Source organism: Chryseobacterium sp. T20, from assembly GCF_047345655.1.
In the GTDB taxonomy this organism is placed as follows: Bacteria; Bacteroidota; Bacteroidia; order Flavobacteriales; family Weeksellaceae; genus Chryseobacterium.
Genome location: NZ_JBLFDU010000001.1, coordinates 498614 through 517182, shown reverse-complemented (window position 1 = coordinate 517182; position 18569 = coordinate 498614). Strand labels below are relative to the sequence as shown.

At 37.0% G+C, this 18569-nt stretch carries 15 protein-coding genes; 12 read left to right on the top strand and 3 right to left on the bottom strand.

The features are described from left to right. The first annotated feature begins 174 nt into the window (after positions 1-174). From ACMA47_RS02325 to ACMA47_RS02300, 6 genes are all read left to right on the top strand, one after another. Positions 175-1470, top strand: a complete 1296-nt coding sequence (locus ACMA47_RS02325; protein ID WP_413928504.1) for an Ig-like domain-containing protein — start codon at positions 175-177, stop codon at positions 1468-1470. A 193-nt stretch (positions 1471-1663) separates the two neighbouring features. Then, on the top strand, positions 1664-3160 hold the full coding sequence (gene putP, locus ACMA47_RS02320; protein ID WP_413928503.1) for a sodium/proline symporter PutP: 1497 nt from the start codon (positions 1664-1666) through the stop codon (positions 3158-3160). Between the two features lie 194 nt (positions 3161-3354). Next, positions 3355-3519 (top strand): bacteriocin-like protein, encoded by a 165-nt coding sequence (locus tag ACMA47_RS02315; RefSeq protein ID WP_156106547.1) that lies wholly within the window; start codon positions 3355-3357, stop codon positions 3517-3519. A 74-nt stretch (positions 3520-3593) separates the two neighbouring features. Next, entirely contained in the window at positions 3594-4589 is a 996-nt protein-coding gene (locus ACMA47_RS02310) for an MsnO8 family LLM class oxidoreductase (RefSeq protein ID WP_413928502.1), read from the top strand. A 58-nt stretch (positions 4590-4647) separates the two neighbouring features. Next, positions 4648-5199 carry an AAA family ATPase gene (locus ACMA47_RS02305; RefSeq protein ID WP_413928501.1) on the top strand — a complete coding sequence of 184 codons (552 nt, stop codon included), beginning with the start codon at positions 4648-4650 and terminating at the stop codon, positions 5197-5199. A gap of 42 nt (positions 5200-5241) precedes the next feature. Next, positions 5242-5805 (top strand): DUF6624 domain-containing protein, encoded by a 564-nt coding sequence (locus tag ACMA47_RS02300; protein WP_413928500.1) that lies wholly within the window; start codon positions 5242-5244, stop codon positions 5803-5805. 75 nt (positions 5806-5880) lie between these two features. On the opposite strand, the gene ACMA47_RS02295 is transcribed toward ACMA47_RS02300, so the two are convergent. The 3 genes from ACMA47_RS02295 to ACMA47_RS02285 all read right to left on the bottom strand — a co-directional run bounded on the left by ACMA47_RS02295 (position 5881) and on the right by ACMA47_RS02285 (position 7854). Beyond that, positions 5881-6225 (bottom strand): YciI family protein, encoded by a 345-nt coding sequence (locus ACMA47_RS02295; RefSeq protein ID WP_413928499.1) that lies wholly within the window; start codon positions 6223-6225, stop codon positions 5881-5883. A gap of 64 nt (positions 6226-6289) precedes the next feature. Continuing rightward, a complete protein-coding gene (locus ACMA47_RS02290; RefSeq protein WP_413928498.1) occupies positions 6290-6625 on the bottom strand; it encodes a nuclear transport factor 2 family protein in 336 nt (111 codons plus the stop codon). A 92-nt stretch (positions 6626-6717) separates the two neighbouring features. After that, positions 6718-7854 carry a tetratricopeptide repeat protein gene (locus tag ACMA47_RS02285; RefSeq protein ID WP_413928497.1) on the bottom strand — a complete coding sequence of 379 codons (1137 nt, stop codon included), beginning with the start codon at positions 7852-7854 and terminating at the stop codon, positions 6718-6720. A gap of 158 nt (positions 7855-8012) precedes the next feature. Here ACMA47_RS02285 and ACMA47_RS02280 point away from each other — a divergent pair, with 158 nt between their 5' ends. From ACMA47_RS02280 to ACMA47_RS02255, 6 genes are all read left to right on the top strand, one after another. After that, positions 8013-8516, top strand: a complete 504-nt coding sequence (locus tag ACMA47_RS02280) for a DinB family protein (RefSeq protein WP_413928496.1) — start codon at positions 8013-8015, stop codon at positions 8514-8516. A gap of 546 nt (positions 8517-9062) precedes the next feature. Then, positions 9063-11225 carry a type VI secretion system Vgr family protein gene (locus ACMA47_RS02275; protein ID WP_413928495.1) on the top strand — a complete coding sequence of 721 codons (2163 nt, stop codon included), beginning with the start codon at positions 9063-9065 and terminating at the stop codon, positions 11223-11225. Between the two features lie 5 nt (positions 11226-11230). Beyond that, positions 11231-12490, top strand: coding sequence for a tetratricopeptide repeat protein (locus ACMA47_RS02270; RefSeq protein WP_413928494.1), 1260 nt, complete (start codon positions 11231-11233; stop codon positions 12488-12490). Positions 12491-12508: 18 nt separating this feature from the next. After that, positions 12509-17311, top strand: a complete 4803-nt coding sequence (locus tag ACMA47_RS02265) for an RHS repeat-associated core domain-containing protein (protein WP_413928493.1) — start codon at positions 12509-12511, stop codon at positions 17309-17311. Positions 17312-17313: 2 nt separating this feature from the next. After that, positions 17314-17979: a hypothetical protein gene (locus ACMA47_RS02260; protein WP_413928492.1), complete on the top strand. Its 666-nt coding sequence runs from the start codon at positions 17314-17316 to the stop codon at positions 17977-17979. Positions 17980-18065: 86 nt separating this feature from the next. Then, positions 18066-18560 carry a hypothetical protein gene (locus ACMA47_RS02255; protein ID WP_413928491.1) on the top strand — a complete coding sequence of 165 codons (495 nt, stop codon included), beginning with the start codon at positions 18066-18068 and terminating at the stop codon, positions 18558-18560. Positions 18561-18569 lie beyond the last annotated feature (9 nt).

Below are 18569 nucleotides of genomic sequence, written 5' to 3'. Positions count from 1 at the left end.
TTATTTGGAATTAATATAAATAAATAATAAAGCACCTGTTTTGGCTTTGCTTTTTTTTGAGTTATTATAATATGATATTGCCTGCTGTTCTTTTAAAATTTATAGTGTTTATACGGTAAAAGATGGTTGTGAAATACAATAATTGTATGTATAATTGTCGTATTAAAAATAACCATGAAACGTTTTACTACAATTATTTTTTCACTTGTATTTGCCACTGCTTTTTCACAGAAATCAACCAGGATTTTTACTTCAGATATTGATAACTTTTGGGTAGCTTATGACAGCATTCAAAAAACAAATGATTACTCCGGAAAGCTGGATTTGATCAAAAGATTATATACTGATAAAGCAACAAAAGGCTTAAAAGCTTTTATGAATGCCAGAGATTATAACGATAGTGTGTATGTAAAAGTCATAGAAAAATATCCTAAATTCTGGAATTCAGTAAGGCCGAATACCTTAACAATAAAAACCAAAACCAAAGAGTTGGAAGCCGGTGTTGTCAGGCTGAAGCAATTGTATCCTGAACTTAAAGATGCTGAAATGTATTTTACCATCGGTGGGCTTAACGCTGGAGGAACTGTGAGCGGAAATATGGTATTGGTAGGTGCAGAACTTGCCACCGGAATTGGGTCTACTGATGTTTCAGAATTTAAAGATGAATGGTTGAAGGGTATGTTTGCCAATCAGTCTCTGGATAATATCGTTTCCCTGAATATTCACGAATATATCCATACCCAGCAGACCGGATATCAAAATAGGGTTTTAAATCAGGCTATAAAGGAAGGATCATGCGATCTGATTGCCGGACTTGTGATGAATGAATCTCCGCAAAGAAAATATATTTCCTACGGAATGGCTCATGAAGCTGAAATTAAAGCCCGGTTTAAAAAAGAAATGTTTACCGGTAATCTTGCCGACTGGTTTTATAATGGAAGACAAAAAGGAGAGGGTGCGGATTTAGGATATTATGTAGGGTATGTGATCAGTAAAATGTATTACCAGAATACCAAAGATAAAAAACAGGCTATAAAAGATATTATTGAACTGAACTATAGCGATAATAAAGCGGTTGAAGACTTTCTGGACAAATCAAAGTTTTTCAAAGAAAAAGCCAGTACGCTTGTTAAAGAATATCAAAATCAATTACCGTATGTAGTGAAAATAGAGCCAGCCAATGGTTCCGTAGAGGTAAATGCCGATACCAAAGAGCTCAGAATTACTTTTTCGCAGGAAATGGTTCCTGGAAAATATTCCTTCAACTTATCTGATAAGGGAAAAGAATATAATCCGATGACCAAAATAGCCGGGATGGAAAATAATAATAAAACTTTGCTGATATTAGTAGATCTTAAACCGAATAAAGAGTATGAGTTTGTGCTTACCAACAAAGGCTTTATTTCTAAAGAAGGTCATCCTCTAAGAGACGAGAAACTTCTTATAAAGTTTAAAACGGCTAATAAATAACATTTTTATAAATGGATAATTAATAAGAAGGATCTGAGAATGAATTTCTTTTATCCTTGATTATATTGTTGGTTGTGTGTTAAAATTTCATTGATTTTCTGATTTTTTTAGCCTTTTCATAAGATTCTATGAATGGGAGGAAATTCTGCCTTTTTCAAAAAAAGGTTATATTCGGCTTCGTAAAAATAATGATATGCAAGTATATGAAGGGATTTCTGTGGGGTTGTATCTGTTATTAATGATAGGTATAGGCATATATTCTTATAGAAAATCAACAAGTAATTCAGAAGAATTTTTAATTGGCGGCCGAAAAATGGGAGCTGCCGTAACAGCATTGTCTGCAGGAGCAGCCGATATGAGCGGATGGCTTTTGATGGGCGTTCCGGGAGCAATGTATCTGTCCGGAATTTCAAGTTCCTGGATTGCGATAGGTTTAACCATTGGAGCCTATCTTAATTATATTATTGTAGCTCCAAGGCTCAGAATTTATACAGAAGTGGCACAGAATGCCATTACGCTGCCTGTATTTTTTGAAAACAGGTTTAAAAATAAAAATCAGCTTCTGAAAATCACATCCTCTATTTTCATTCTGGTATTTTTTACCCTGTACACATCTGCAGGAATGGTATCCGGAGGTAAATTATTTGAATCAGCTTTCGGGATGGATTATACTGTAGGCTTGCTCCTGACAAGTCTGGTGGTAGTGCTGTATACTTTTTTAGGTGGTTTTCTGGCAGTAAGTCTTACTGATTTTGTGCAAGGAACTATTATGGTATTGGCATTGGTGATTGTTCCGATTGTAGCGATTACCCAAATCGGAAGTGTGGGAGAGACGTTTTCTCTGATTGAAGCAAAAAATCCAAAATATCTGGATCTGTTCAGAGGAACAACTACCGTAAGTATTGTGTCTTTATTGGCGTGGGGATTAGGGTATTGCGGTCAGCCTCATATTCTGGTACGTTTTATGGCCATTGATAAACCGAAAGATTTGATCAAAGCAAGACGCATCGGGATTACATGGATGATCTTTACTGTTGCCGGAGCCCTGGCCATAGGATTGGTAGGAATCGCTTATCTGCAAAAGTTTGATATGAATACCATGATGAAGTTTGACGGATCAAAGACGGAGGCAGAAACTATTTTCATTTATTTCTCCCGTATATTATTCCATCCGTTTATTGCAGGATTTTTACTTACAGCCATTCTGGCAGCAGTAATGAGTACGATTTCTTCTCAGTTATTGGTGACTTCAAGTTCATTAACAGAAGATATTTACAAAGCCTTTCTGAATAAAAAAGCAACGTCTAAGCAATTATTAATGGCGAGCAGACTTTCTGTTTTACTCGTAGCTGTCATTGCGGTACTTTTATCCCTTGATCCTAAGGATAGTATTCTTAATCTGGTAGGAAATGCATGGGCTGGCTTTGGTTCTGCATTCGGACCGCTGATCCTGCTGTCTCTTTTATGGAAAAAGGCAACATGGCAGGGAGGTTTTGCCGGGATGATGGTAGGAGGAATCACAGTATTGGCTTGGGTTTATCTACAACATCCCCTGAAGGACTGGTACGAAATCATTCCTGGGTTTATGCTTTCTCTGTTGACTAACGTGATTGTTTCATTATCAACATATAAACCAGATGCTGTTATTGAAAGTGAATTTAATGAGGTTAAAAAAATTATGCAGGAATAATAGAGAAAGTCTGCATTTATAAAATAAAATAGACCCTTGCTGAACTGCGAGGGTTTATTGTTTTAATACTTTTCAGACTATTTAATGGGGATGAATTATTTATTATAAAATTTAATACTATTTAACAGCTTGTTTTAAAGTTGATTTGCCATTTTTTTACTACTTTGTCATTTCAAACTAATAACTTATTTATTATGAAAAATCTAAAGAAAATCGCAAGACAAAATTTAAAATCAATCACAGGAGGTCGTCCACCTGCAGCCAGTGAATGTATGGCATGTGGTTGTCCAACCCCGATCTGTTATTATCTTAATGGAAACGGCGGCGGTGGTGGCTGTGGAACCCTTTTATGTGCATAATCACTTTTTATAAAGAAACCTTCCGATAAGCGGAAGGTTTTTTCATAACTTCACCATAAAATTGATTCAATAGTATGAAGCTGAAATTGGGGATATTAGATCAGTCACCTGCAATAATGGGAGATCATGCAGCATCTGCATTGAAAAATAGTCTTCATCTTGCTGTATTGGCGGAAGAGATAGGTTTTCATAGTATTATGTATTCTGAACATCATGGAGTAGAAGCGTATGCAAGCTCCAGCCCTGAACTTTTAGCTGCTATTGTTCTCAGTAAAACAAACCTGATCAAAGTAGGAACAGCAGGAATCATGATGAGAAATTATTCTGCCTATAAAATTGCAGAATGGACCAAAATGTTGTCAACCTTGTATCCTGAGCGTTTTATTCTCGGACTTGGAAAAGCACCGGGAGGATTAAAGGATGCTGTAATGGCACTGAACAATCATAAACCAGTCATTTTATCCAATATGGAAACCAAATTGGAAGAGATCATTCAATTCATAAAAGATGAAGAAGGGATATATGATGGGCTTATTGCACAGCCGACCCATGTACAGCATATTCCGGAAATTATGTGGCTGGGTTCAGGAATGACTTCTGCCAGAGAAGCAGCCAAACACGGGATAGGATATTCATTCGCTGCTTTTATGAATAGTGAATATGGAAGGGAAAATACCAATACCTATCTCAAAGAATTTGATAGCACGCAATATTTTCCTCAGCCTTCATTACAGGTTGCTGTGGCTGTATCAGTAGCGGACAAAATTGAAGATGCCAGACGGAATGCTTATGGAATGGCCTATCAGTTTTTACAATCCAGACAATTGGCAAGTCCCAATGCGGTTCTTTCTCCGGAAGTGGTGGAACAGAAAATTTTGGGAACAAAGGATGAAGAAGAATTCTTTACTACTTTAAACAGAATTATTATAGAAACACCACAATCTGTTGGTCAGAGATTAGATGAGATTTCTCAAAAGTACAGTACAGATGATCTTCTGATTTTGTGTAATATGTACCGGGAAGAAGATCGCATAAACACTTATAAAAGTATCATTAAAAATAATAGATAAACTCCACAGTATGAAATTTCTGTTATGCATGGAGTTTTTTATACTATAATTCAAATCCATGAAACAGAATATATCAACATTATATATCATTACAGGAGGTCCCGGAGCAGGAAAAACAACGTTGCTGGATGAATTAAACCGGCATGAATTGATAACTGTGCCTGAAGAAGGAAGGAAAATCATTAAAGAACAGATGGATTCCGGTGGTGAAGGGCTTCCGTGGCTTGATAAAGAGCTTTTTGCAGAACTGATGTTTAAAGAATCTGTAAAAACCTACCTGGAAATAAGCAAGATGCCCCATAAGAAACCTGTTTTCTTTGACCGTGGGATATTGGATACGTTGGGCTATATGAAACTTGAACACATTTCAATTCCGGTATCTATGGTAGCAAAAGCAAGAGAAATGGTTTATCATCATAATGTTTTCATTCTTCCCCCATGGAAAGAGATTTATGAAAACGATCCTGAAAGAAAACAAACCTTTGAAAAAGCAGTAGAAACCTTTGAGTGTATGAAAGACATTTATCAGGAATATGGTTATACTGTTATCGAAGTTCCTAAAGTTTCAGTAGAAAACAGAGCGCACTTTATTCTTGATCAAATCACATAGAGAAAGACGCTCATTCATCAATCATCATTTATCAACTATTATATGAACAATCTTCCTTTTGAAAAAGAACTGATCGAAATGGCTGACCAGGATCTCTCCGTCAGAGAAAAACTATTGCTGGCCGGAGAATTATCCGGAGGCTATCATCCTGAAATGGAAAATATTCATAGAGCCAATGCGAAACGACTGCGGGAAATTATAACAGAAATAGGGTATCCTACCATCTCAAAAGTCGGCGAGAAAGCTAATGATGCAACCTGGCTGATTATCCAGCATGCCATCGGTGAACCTGAATTTATGAAAACATGTTATGCTATGATGGAAGAACATGGTAATGATATTAATCCTTTGCATAAAGCTTATTTATACGACCGGATTCAGGTTTTTCAGAGTAAACCCCAAAAGTATGGGACACAGTTGACCTCTGAAGGAACAATTTATCCTGTAGAAAACAAAGAAAACTTAAATGCAGAGCGTGAAAAGGTAAATCTGCGGGTCCTGCCTGAATCAGATATTAACAAAATTCCGGAACCTGAAGTCATTCCGGAAATTGATAGCAAAGACGTTGAATATACAGTTTGGAGAAAAAAAGCAGGCTGGATTTAAAGCAATGCTGAATGCATGAAGAAATTTTCAACTTAAACTGCAATTCCTTCCAGCTTCCATCTTCTAACCTCCATCTTACTTACTCGTTTTCAAAATTTCACGAACTTCAATATTTCCTCCAATTTTAAAAATTGGGTTTCCTTTCGCTATTTCAACGGCTTCATCAATAGATTCTGCCCATACAATAATATATCCACTGATGAATTCTTTGATCTCGGTATAAGGGCCATCCGTTACCATATTATCAGGTTTTACGGTTTTGGCAGCTCCCGGAGCGGGTAATAAAGTATTTCCTTCATCTACCAGTTTGTTTTGGGCAGCGATGTTTCCAAGCCAGATCATGCGCTCCCGGATCTGTTCAGGAGAAGGTTTAAAATCAGAAATGTCTTTCAGTCTGAAGATCAATGCAAATTCTTTCATAATCATATTCTTTTTTTTATGACGATTAAGATAGATGAACAGGGACAGCGTTTTAAATGTATATTTATTGATCCAATAAAGGTCTCGGATCAAACAGAACTTTTAAGGTTTGGATTTTTCCATTCTGGATGTGATACCATCCTGAAGATTCTATAGTTTTTTCTCCCATGTCAATATTATACCAAAAACATACATCTTCACCGGAAGTAAAAGCCCTGAGAATTTCATACTTAAACTTCATCTGTTTCATATCTTTCATATAAACAGAAGCTCCTTCTCTCTTACCCAATACTCCAATAAATTTAAAGTCAGGATCGAGACAGCTTTCCGCCTTGTCAAAATTTTCTTCATTTAAATAGTGGATAAACTGTTCTGCAATGTTTTGAATGGTATTGCTCATAAAGATTGTTTTATTGTTGAATACAAAATTAAGGTTCATTGAACATTCCACTTGTGACTATAATCACAAAATGCTTTTATCTCTTTTTGAATTTATTTTAATACAGGAATTCTTCCTTTTGCATAGGCAATCTGTTCTTTTTCTTTGTTCTGATCAGGATTGTTTTTAAGATACATCTGATAGTATGTTGCTGCATTCTTAGGCTGTTTCAGGTTGAGATCATAAAGAAGTCCCAAACGGTAATAAATAATATTGCTGGTCCCAAAAGTCAATCCTCTTTTGTAAGCCGTCACCGCCTCGTTATATTGGTTTTGGGCTTCATAAATACCCGCCAGCGCAGCATAGTAAAGGTTGGTGTGGTCTGAAATAGCTTCATCAATAGTCTTTTGGGCATAGATGGCCGCATTCTTATAATCTTTCAGTTCACGATAGCTCAATGCCAGAAAATATAATGTGCCTTCATTTTGTACTCCCATATCTTCCATTGTTTTGTAAAGCATAATGCATTTCTGATAATCCTTTACGTAAAAATAAGCCTGTCCCATATCGTTCATTACATTGACATCAGCATGATTTTTCAGAAGCTTTTCACCAATTTCAATCACTTCCGGATATTTGGTGAGCTGGTTGGCAACCGGCAGGAGTGCCTGTTGTAAAGTAAAGTTTTCAGTGTCAGCAACGATTGCTGTTTTCAATACATCATAAGCGGGTTGATATTGTTTGAGACCGCTGTAAGTTGTGGAAAGGTCATATGCCACATCAGGATCGGTGGCATTCAGGGAATTGGCTTTTTTAAGATAATTAAGTCTGGATTCAGGTGTTTCCGCATAAGCAGCAAGTTGTTTATAAGCACTGAAATTAAGACTGTCAAGCTGAATGATCTGTTGAAGATAGGTTTTGGCATTAGAAACATTTCCACGTCTGGAATTAATACTTGCTAAGCTGAATAGAGTAGGCAGGTTGTTGGGTTGAATGGTATTGATTTTCAAATAACTTTTCTCTGCATCCGGAAGTTTTCCTGCCATCATATTACAGTAAGCGATTTGTGAAAGGGCTTTTATATCCTGTGTATCTCCGGGATATATGCTCTGAAGATAAGTAGCTGCATCAGCATAACGTTGTGTTTCATAATATTCAAGAAGTTTTTCAGTATCAATTTTGGCAGACTGGGCAGTAAGATTTTTAAAACTTAATAGAATAATACACAAGCAAATTCCTCTTTTCATCATGGTTATTTTTTAACTAAAATATTGGTTATTTATTGAGCTTCCAAATTTTGGGCTCACTTATTGGGGATTTTTTTAATCTTATGACTGATTTACAATAAAACCCTAAACCCAATATCATTAGATTTCTTATATTCACTTTACGGAAAAAAGCAAAAGATATGGAAATAAAAACTGTACACTCATTCCTTGAGTATTATGGGAAAATAAGAGAAAGAACCAACCGTATTATTGAAGTTGTTCCTCCTGAACATATTGATTTTTCTTATAAACCCGGGAAATTTACCATTGGCGATCAGATAAGGCACATTGCTGCCATTGAACGGTATATGTATGGAGAAACCATTACAGGAAGGAGAAGTGCTTATCCTGGATGTGGTAAAGATCTTGCCGACGGTTATGAAAATACAGTGAAGTTTTTCAATGAAATGCACAGACAGACTCTTCAAATTATTGAAGGACTATCAGACGAAGATCTTACCAGAAAATGTCTCACACCTGCCAATAGTGAAATTTCCGTATGGAAATGGCTTCGTGCCATGATAGAACATGAAATCCACCACAGGGCAGAATTATACATCTACCTGAACCTTCTGGATGTAAAAACACCTCAGATTTATGGACTTTCTGCAGAGGAAGTGCAGGAGATCAGTGTAAAATTATAAGAGGTCTCAGACTATTAAAAATACAAACCAGCTGCCAGTGTACAGCTGGTTTTTGTTGTTAAAAGATCTTATATTTTAGTTTATTTCTAATTTAAGTGATAAATTAATTGTTTTCATTTATTAAAAATTGTTAAATATTTGTTTGATATAGAGGTGTTTATTTCTTTTTTTTTAATCATTTACTTTAGAATTATTTATAAAAAGTCGTAGAACTACGACAAAATTTCAGATTACCTGATGAAAATTTTCTGAATAGCGATTACCGTTTTATCTTTGTAATACCACCAATCCAATTACAAAAAATTAATAATGATTAAAACCCACATATTACAAGAATAACATCAAGAGAAATCTTGAAATTCAACAGGGTTATAAAGTAAGCTTACTCTTATATTTTTCCTTTTTAACACCCTGTTCTGATCCCAATATCCGGATTTCACCATTACCAATGGAGTGCGGATAATGAAAAATGTATCTGAACTTTGTTGTCCAGATCAATTTCAGACTTAAAAAAACTGACACCCAATCAATCAAAATATTACAATTATGTTTCAGGACGATCATTCACCCAAAATGCCTGTTTCCAAAGATAAAATTTCAGCTGTAAAGAATATTAAAGAAACATTGACAGATCAGGCTGTCAACAAAGCAGCTCAGGAAGTACAGGAAAAATCGAGCGGAACCGTTAAGAAAGCTACAGAAAAAATGGCTCAGGCTCAGGCGTATACAGGCCTGGTTCAAAACGGTTCTCAAATGTTTATGAATCAGATTAAACAACCGAACCCTCCCACACTGGTAGAAGATAAAGTATGGTCCAAACAGCCAACTTCAGGAATTTATAATGCCAGTACAATACCGGGAAACCAGGTTGCTGGGATCAATCGTGTGGTAAAACTTGAAATCGTAATTGACGGAAAAGTGATAAAACATTTCAAGCATTTTCAATTAAAACAAAGTGCTGTAAAGCATCATGAATTCGATCTGATGCTGGCTCACGATACGTTAGGAAGTTCAGAAAATCACAATCTGGAAGAAGCTCAAAACTTTCTCGGAAAAAGAATTACCGTAATTTTCAGATATAAAGACGTGGAAGATGGCCCTGAAAGAAACTTTGTAGGGGTAATCACAGAAGTAGGTTTCAGCCAGGAAAAAGGAAGCCTGGGAAATATTGTTCTTACAGGATCAAGCCCTACGGTTCTTTTGGACGCAGCTCCTCATATTCAAAGTTTTGGAGGAGCACAGGAAATCAGTCTTAACAGTATTGCAGATCAGGTGATCAAGGAAGGGCTAGGACAAAACAGTTTTGATTTCAGAGTAGATGCAGCCCATGGAAATGTTTCTTACAGCTCACAATATGAAGAGACTCATTATAACTATCTGGCCAGAATTGCAGAAGCCTATGGTGAACAGTTCTATTACGATGGTGAAGTATTGCATTTCGGAAAGCTTCCGCCTCAGGAAAAACCTGTGAAGCTTACTTATGGAAGCAGTGTGAGTGATGTCAAGATAAAAATGAAAGCTCAGCACGTGAATCCTTCATTTTATGGCTATAACAGTAGTAAAAATGAAAAATTGACAGCAGGAAATTCAAAAATTAATCATACTTCAGATATTGCCAAAAGAGCGTATGAAATTTCAGAAAAAACTTTTACCACTCCATCGTTAAGAGTAGCTCCCATAAAAGCGGTGTCTTTCATGGATGTGGAAAATTCCCAGAAAGGAACTGCCGGCAGTAAGGCTGCTGAAGTATTTGTTATTTCAGGAATTACCACAGTGCCATTTCTTTATCCTGGCTGTATCGCGGATATAGAAATGAGAAAAGCGGAAAGCAGTGAAACGACCTATTTTACCAAACTGATGATTACAGATATGTATCATGAGGTAGATGCCAGAGGATATTATACAGGAACTTTTGAAGCAATAGCTTCTGATACCGGATTTATTCCCCGTCCGGAGTTTCATACCCCAAAAGCAGATGCGCAATTTGCCAAAGTAATTTCCAATGTAGATCCTTTGAATCAGGGTAGAGTTAAAGTACAGTTCGACTGGCAAAATGGTTCTACCACAACAGAATATATCAGGGTAATGACCCCAGATGGCGGAGGAAGCGAAAAAGTGAGTAAAAATCGTGGTTTCATGGCGATTCCGGAAGAAGGAGATCAGGTAGTGGTCAATTTTGCCCATCAACATCCTGACCGTCCGTTTGTGATGGGAGGAATGTTCCATGGAGGCGTTGGCGGAGGCGGTGGAGCCGGAAATAATATTAAAAGCTTAAGCAGTAAAAGCGGGCACACCATGAGCCTGGATGATGCTGGTGGAATTACCGTAAAAGATAAAGATCAAAATTCTGTTTTTCTGGATGGAGCCGGAAATATAACGATAGACAGCAAAATTTCCATTACGCTGAATTGCGGAAGCAGTTCGATCTATATGGATAAAGATGGCAATATTCAGATTAAAGGAAAAGAAATATTTGTACAGGGAGTTAATATTGGTGTTGGCGGAACAACGAGTATCGGAGTTGGAGTAGGACCTGAAGACGGTGAACCTACTTCGGGCGTCGGAATTAAATCTGATACGCTGGATATCGGAACCAATATACTTTCTATGAGGGGGGATACTGAAGCCAATCTTAGCAGTGGAGGAAAAATCAATGTTGGAGGCGGAAGTGAAACAAATATTGTAAGTGGAACTGTAAAACTGAATTAAAGCAGATGAATCCAGTAGATTTGGAGTTGGTGAAGTTAAAAAGACAATGGCAGAAAGTCGTTTCAAAAAATGAAGAAAAACCTATGCTGATCTGTATAGGAGAAAAACATGAAACGGATCTTTTTGACGGATTTATCAAATCGAAACTTTCTGAAGATGAAGAAAGTGACGATGTTTTTTTACTCCACTATCAGGAATTTAATGGAATGAACTCTTTCGGACAAACCTTATTGGATGAATGGACTGAGTTCTATGAGATGTTGAAAAAAAGCGAAGAGAATATTCCTCCATGGGATCTGAAAAAACCGGAAGAAAACTTTAAAACAGATGCGTATAAGGCATTTTATCCTTTGATGGAATTAAAGAAAAACTTCCCTAATATTCAGGATTCTAAAATTTACATCTACATTGCTCCGCTAAGGATCAGTGATACCGAAGAACTTTCTTTGTGGGTGAAAGAATGGTGCAGGATCTGTGAAGTGTCAGAAAATAAAGATATTAAGCTGGTCTGGGCAGAACATCACACCTACAGAACTTTGCCGGAAATCTCTTCAGCTCACAGGTTCAGAATAGAGGTAGACATTCATCAGTTAATGCAGAATACGGCAGCTCATACCAATCGCAAGAAGAACAGCCCGGATACGGATTTTCAACAGCAGATTCTTATAGCCAGTAATCATTTAAGCAAAGAAAGATTCAAAGAAGCAGAACATGCATTGAAAACAGCAGTGAAGCTGGCCAAAGAACAAAAGAATAAACAGGGTGAAATTTCTGCCTACTTTATGCTTACCCAGGCTTATACAGCAGATAGAAAGAAAGATAGGGCAGAAGATACTTACCGCACAATATTAGAAGAAGTAGAACCGGATAGCCCTTTGGCAGTTCAGATGTATATGAATTATGGTAGTTATCTGTTAGGAAACTCCAAAAAATCCAAAGCAGAAAAAATATTTGAAAAAGCTGCAGAAACCGCTCAGAAAACAGGAGAATATGCTATGGCTATTGAATGTTACAGAATCATCGCTACATTGAATGATACGGTTCTGACAAAAGATAAAATGATCAGATATTTTGAAAAATGTCTGGATATAGCAAAATTGATGGATCCTTCAGCAAGAGAACAGAGCAGCCTGAGGTCTGTAGCCTCAATGCTTATTCTCAAATATGAAGGTGATACCGATAAAAAAACAATACTGGACAATGAAATGAAGACTTATTTTGGTGATGACTGGAAGGTGAGTGTGGAAAAACCAAAAGCAGGGTAATCTCAAATTTAAAGAATCATGGCAGATCTGAATAAAAAAACAGTAAAACCCATCAAAGTAGAAAAGCCGGACATGAACCCGGACCGCTCCCTGAAGGTAAACACAGATGTTTCTTCGGTAAGTTGGGATAAAACCACACAGGGTTGGAAGAACGGAATGAAAAATAATTTTGATTCCCTGAATCCTGTTTCTATGGTGAAGTCCATTGCGGGCGGAGATGCAGATCAGCCTGCAAAAAGTAGCGGAGGTGGAGGTGGAGACAGTGCTGTTACTGCAGAGCGAGCAGCTCCGGAAAGCAAAGTGAAACTGATTAAGGTCAATAATCCTGCAATGCCTTCCACAGCCATTCAGCATACCAGTAAGCATTTTGATATCGTGCTGGCCATTGATATTCACTGGACGCTCATTCCACCGCCACCTTCTTTCATGTTTATTCCTTTGCCATTGCCGCATCCGTTTATCGGGATTGTTTTTGATATTATGGATTATATTACTATCAAGATTCCGGTTCCGCAATTTGCAAGAAACCTGATGCCTTCTCTTCCGGAAAGTATTCCGATGGGAGGTTCAATATATGTTCATGGAAGACATAAAGCAACTACCACAACCAGTGTGATGGGAGTGGTTATTCCATTCAGACATATCACGTCACTTATTCCGGTATATATCATTCCTTTCCCTCAGGAAGCTCCCCATGAAGGAGAAGTGTATTACGGTTCACAGACTGTTTTGGCGCAGGGAAGTAAAATGAGTGGAAATCAGCCTCAACAGGTATTAACCTGTATGGGATTTCCTTTCGGAATGACCATGCTGCCTGCAATGCCGGATAAACCAAAGAAAAATCCGTTAGCTTATTTTGCTTTCTACAATAACTTTTCAAGCATGTATATCCAGATCAATACGGGTGGACCTGTATTGGTGGGAGGAGCCTTTATTCCTCATACTTATACACCGGGAGAAATGCTGATGCGTCTTGCCGGAATGTTTTTAATGAGAAGTTTAACCAAGAAAATAGGAAAACTGGGAGCGAATGGTTTAAAAAAGCTTAATAACAGTGTCCTTAAAAAAGCTCCTTTCAATAAGTTTAAATTTTCAAATGCTCTTTCTAAAAAATTATGTCATTGGGGACTGGAACCTGTTAATTTTGCAACGGGTGCTATGTTTTTTGAATGGGAGGATTTCGAAATTCTGGGGAACACCCCTTTAACCTGGAAAAATAAATGGCACAGCGATAGACCTTATGATTTTGGGCCTTTAGGAAACGGTGTTTTTAATAATCATGATCTGTTTATCCTTCCTGAAGAGAATAACAAATTTGCCGGATGGATGCATCCTGAAGAAAATATAGCCATGCTCATTTCTGTACCTGAAATCGGAGAAGAAATGACCTATTTCAGAGATCAGAAAATCTGGCAGTACAGACCTGATAGCAGTATCTGGGTTGTTCGCAAAGGCACTGATATCTACACCTATAAACGCTTTCATCATGCTACAGAAGGAGTGATATACAAAGTAACCAGGATCGAATATGGTGACGGAACCATTCGTGAATATGAGTATGAAGGTCACAGCATTGTTCTAAAAAGGATAAAAGATGTTAGTACCGAAACGAGTATAGAAACCACTATTCACCCTGAGCATAAAAAGATAACAGATGTTTATTATTGCTATAAAAACCAAAAAGATCTGCAGGTCCGTTACAGTTATGATGAGTGTGGGAATCTTACCCATATCTGGGATATTCACAAAAAAGCAATCGTCTTTGACTATAATGGGAAAAATCAAATTGTAAGAAGAGTCAACCGAAATGGGATGAGCTATATCTGGAAATATGATAAAAAAGGTAGGGTAGTATATACTAAAGGCTTGGATGGATATATGGAAGGACGTTTTCATTATAATGATGAAGAAGGCTTCACAGAAGTAATATACCCTAAACGAGATAATAAAACAGAACGTTATTATTATGATGATCATTTTCTTGTGTATAAAAAAGTAGATGGAGAAGGTGGGGAAACCTGGTATGACTTTACAGCATACAATGAACTGAAAATGATAGGAAGTCCGGAAGGACGTGTTCAGGGGTATACGTATGATGAAATGGGAAATATCAAGACTTTTCACAGTCCTGATGGAGAAGAATATCATTATCAGTATAATGAGTTTGGACAGGTTATTGCCCGTTTTTCACCTTCGGGAGCTTCTGAAACATGGAATTATGATGCGCATGGAAGATTAATCAGTCATACAGATGCAGCAGAAGAAAATGTTTATTATGAGTATGCTGATGGGAAAAGGCTTCCGGAAAGATGCATAAGGGAAAATGTTACGGCATCTTACGAATATAATGAAAGAGGGCAGCTTATTCAGCTTACCAATACTATCGGAACTGAGCAATTTTGGAAATTTGATGACTATGGAAGGTTGTTGGTCTTTAGTCCGAAACCTTTAAGCAGAACTCTTTGGAACAGAGATAAAATGGGAAGGGTGGTTGAAGTGAATGAACAGGGGCAATTGCCATTGAAACTTCGCTACGATGCTTATGACCTTCCGGTTTATGCTACAGATGGACGTGCAGAATGGTTGATGAGCTATACCCCAATGGGAAGCTTGAAGCGGCAGATCCGCCGGAATGCACTCACCAGTAAAAAAGAAGAAACACTAGCCTTTGGCTATGATGCTTACGAAAATTTAGTAAGTATGACCAATGAAAAAGGAGAGGTCTATATTTTTGAAAGAGATAATAATAACAAAATTATTGGTGAAACCGGCTTTGAGGGACGCAAAACAGTCTTTGTCCGTGATAAGGATGGCTTGATAACCCAAAGAAGAAGCCCTCATGGAAATACAATCTTTTATGAATATGATCTGGCAGGAAGAATAACGCAGGTGGATTATCCGGACGGAACCTGGGAGGCATATCAGTATGATACTTCAGGACTGCTTATCAAAGCGGATAACGAAGATAGCAGTGTTAGCTTTCAGAGAAACCAGTTGGGTCAGATTATCCATGAAAAACAAGGGGAACATTTAGTTCAATATAAATATGATCAGCAGGCTAATCTTATTGGTCTGGAAAGCAGCTTAGGAGCGAAAATTGATTATTCCTATACTGATCTGGGACAGCTTAGAAATATTTCCGCCAGCACTACAGAGGTAATTTTACCATGGCAGATGAATGTTGAAACCCGTAAAAATGAGCAAATCCTTTCCCGTGAAATGACCGGGAATGTGGAAAGTACTTTTGAATTCGATCATACCGGAATGCCTATAAGCCAGAAAGTAATTACTCATAAAGCAAATACTACTTTTCATAAAGACTATATATGGGGAGAAGGAAATCGGTTATTGACTATACTTGACAAAGTAAAAAGTGGTAGAACAAGATTTGATTATGATGCATTCGGAAGTCTTGCAGCAGCAGAATATTCCAACGGAAAAGTTCAGCATAAAAACCCTGATGAAACGGGCTGCTTATATGAAAGTATAAAACGTACCGACCGTATCTATGATAAAGGGGGAAAGCTGATGCGCGACAAAAACTGGTTTTATCATTATGATGAAGAAGGAAATTTGTTATTAAAGAGTAAAAGGGTGATCAATAATGTCAGGTCAGAACATCAGGAAAAATCAAACAGCGCTCATCCTTATTACAAAGCCATTGCCTCAGATTGGCTTAGCCGTCCGAAAATGCCTGAAGGTGTTATTCTTCCTAATGTGAACGATACTTCCTCAGCAGAAATTCAAAAAACTGAATGGGAATCCGGTGACTGGGCTTATTCCTGGAGTGCTAATGGAATGCTGGCTAAAGTAAAGCGTCCGGATGGCAAGGAAGTGAACTTTGAGTATGATGCATTGGGGAGAAGAATTTCTAAAATTGGCTGGCAGAAAATAACTCGTTATATTTGGGATGGTAATGTTCTTTTACATGAATGGAATTATAATATTGAGGAAAGACCTGCCAATGAAATTGATGATGAAGGAAATATTATAAATAGGCAAGAGCCCATAGAGAATTTAATAACATGGGTTTATGAAACAGGGAGCCATGTGCCGTCTGCAAAGATTGAAGGAAACAGAAAGACCTCAATTATTTCAGATTATATAGGGAGACCTGCGCAGGCTTATGATGAGGATGGAAATCTGGTCTGGAGTGCAGACTATGATATTTTCGGAAGAATTGAAAATGTAAAAGGTGATGAATCCTTCATTCCTTTCCGACAACAAGGACAGTATGAAGATGAAGAGACGGGACTTTGTTATAATAGATTCCGGTATTATGATGGGAAAAGCGGGACTTATCTTTCTCAGGATCCAATAGGTCCGCTCGGAGATAATCCTAACCTGTATGCTTATACTCATGATAGTAATTCGGAAATTGATCCACTGGGATTAATAGAGGTTGACGGAGGATGGTCACGAAGAAAAGCAGAACGAGGATCAATTATAAAAGCAAAAAGACCTACACCTCCCTCTATACATGCTACCAAACATATTCAGGCAACTTCTATGGAAGATGCTAAAGCCAGAAGTATTAAAGGAGTAGGTGGTAAACCTGAAGGCTCATATTTTCCGGATGTAGTGAAAGATAACTTTAAAAATTTTGAGAAAAAAGCTGCATTTGACGCCATGAGAAAAGGAAATGTGGTGCCGAATGGAGGAGTTACTTACTATATTTATGAACATCCTACCGATATAGGGTATAACTTGGGAGAAAAAACAAGATTTATGAGAGTGGAAATAGCTTCCGGTACTATACACAGTCATCCGATATCAGAAGCAGATGCCAATAGTTATATAAAAAAAGCAAATTATCCATAACAATGAAAGATAAAGGAATCGTAAATACTGGAATTCAGGTGGAAGGCGGATGGAGTATTGATGCAAACGTTTTTATAGACAAAAATTATAATATAGAGGATATCCCTTTTGATGATACTTTATTGTTTAGTGCTGTAAATCATATTACAGGAAAAACTATTTCAGTTTCCTATGAAAATAGCACTGTAGGATATTCTTTTGATTTCTGCATGCTATCCAGAAGGTTAGGGGAATGGCATCATGATGATGCAACTATTTATAAAACGATAGAGACAGGTCACCAAATTGATAAATTCTACAATGCATTATCAGAATATCTGAATCCATCAAAAAAAGAGCTTATCCCCTTAAAAATTTCAAGCTGGACCATTGTTTATAATAATCTGATAAGAGATGAAGGTTTGTATGATGATATAGAATTGATTTTTTCAGCAGTAAGAGGAAAACTTTTTATAGACATTACCTACAATCGGAATTCCGAAAAACCTTATTATATCTATATCGGATTATCAAAATATGAATATTCCCAAATTGTTTACAGTTTGGATAAACCGGCAAGAGAATACCAGGAAATATTTTTAAAAAATATAGATGAAGTTGTTGTCATAATTAATGATTTTCTCATAGAACAAGACAATTATTTATCTGAAATTTCAAGAAAAACCTGAGTGCTGTATTGATGTGAAATGGACAGTAAGCCAAAAGCACAGCAATAGAATTTAAATATTTAATCCAAATCCAATTCAAATATATTATGAAAAAAATATTCTCAGAACTTAAAGGTTTTGTGGTGTTTAGTCCACAACTTTTAGCAAAATATCTGGAAGAAAATCACCTTTCCGGTAATAATATTTTAAAATATTTTGTAGAAAACGAACATGGGGATGAAATAACAAAATCAGGAATTGCTATTCCAATTATAGGGGTAGAGGAAGACTATTATGCATTCCGGGTTTCTGTAAATGAGGAAAAAATCCTGAATGATAGTGAAGTAGAGGTAGAGTCAAGAGGCTGGGTTTTTCAGACGGCTAATAATGAAGTAAAAATTGTAGGAATTGGCTATTTAAAAGATATTACTACCATTAATGAGGAAAACAGTATTACGCTATCGTTGGAAAACGGATGGCATTCTTTAAAGATTCGGGGAGGAAGTCAAAACGGCGAAAGATTATTTGAGCTACATATGGAGAAACAGGATGCATACCCAGCTTTCAGCGGAGATGTTACTACCGAATATTATTACGGATAAAAAATATGA

Coding starts and splice junctions, on each gene's coding strand:
- ACMA47_RS02315 (WP_156106547.1), top strand. CDS start 3,355: ATGAAAAATCTAAAGAAAATCGCAAGACAAAATTTAAAATCAATCACA.
- putP (WP_413928503.1), top strand. CDS start 1,664: ATGCAAGTATATGAAGGGATTTCTGTGGGGTTGTATCTGTTATTAATG.
- ACMA47_RS02305 (WP_413928501.1), top strand. CDS start 4,648: ATGAAACAGAATATATCAACATTATATATCATTACAGGAGGTCCCGGA.
- ACMA47_RS02285 (WP_413928497.1), bottom strand. CDS start 7,854: ATGATGAAAAGAGGAATTTGCTTGTGTATTATTCTATTAAGTTTTAAA.
- ACMA47_RS02260 (WP_413928492.1), top strand. CDS start 17,314: ATGAAAGATAAAGGAATCGTAAATACTGGAATTCAGGTGGAAGGCGGA.
- ACMA47_RS02255 (WP_413928491.1), top strand. CDS start 18,066: ATGAAAAAAATATTCTCAGAACTTAAAGGTTTTGTGGTGTTTAGTCCA.
- ACMA47_RS02300 (WP_413928500.1), top strand. CDS start 5,242: ATGAACAATCTTCCTTTTGAAAAAGAACTGATCGAAATGGCTGACCAG.
- ACMA47_RS02310 (WP_413928502.1), top strand. CDS start 3,594: ATGAAGCTGAAATTGGGGATATTAGATCAGTCACCTGCAATAATGGGA.
- ACMA47_RS02270 (WP_413928494.1), top strand. CDS start 11,231: ATGAATCCAGTAGATTTGGAGTTGGTGAAGTTAAAAAGACAATGGCAG.
- ACMA47_RS02290 (WP_413928498.1), bottom strand. CDS start 6,625: ATGAGCAATACCATTCAAAACATTGCAGAACAGTTTATCCACTATTTA.
- ACMA47_RS02295 (WP_413928499.1), bottom strand. CDS start 6,225: ATGAAAGAATTTGCATTGATCTTCAGACTGAAAGACATTTCTGATTTT.
- ACMA47_RS02325 (WP_413928504.1), top strand. CDS start 175: ATGAAACGTTTTACTACAATTATTTTTTCACTTGTATTTGCCACTGCT.
- ACMA47_RS02280 (WP_413928496.1), top strand. CDS start 8,013: ATGGAAATAAAAACTGTACACTCATTCCTTGAGTATTATGGGAAAATA.
- ACMA47_RS02275 (WP_413928495.1), top strand. CDS start 9,063: ATGTTTCAGGACGATCATTCACCCAAAATGCCTGTTTCCAAAGATAAA.
- ACMA47_RS02265 (WP_413928493.1), top strand. CDS start 12,509: ATGGCAGATCTGAATAAAAAAACAGTAAAACCCATCAAAGTAGAAAAG.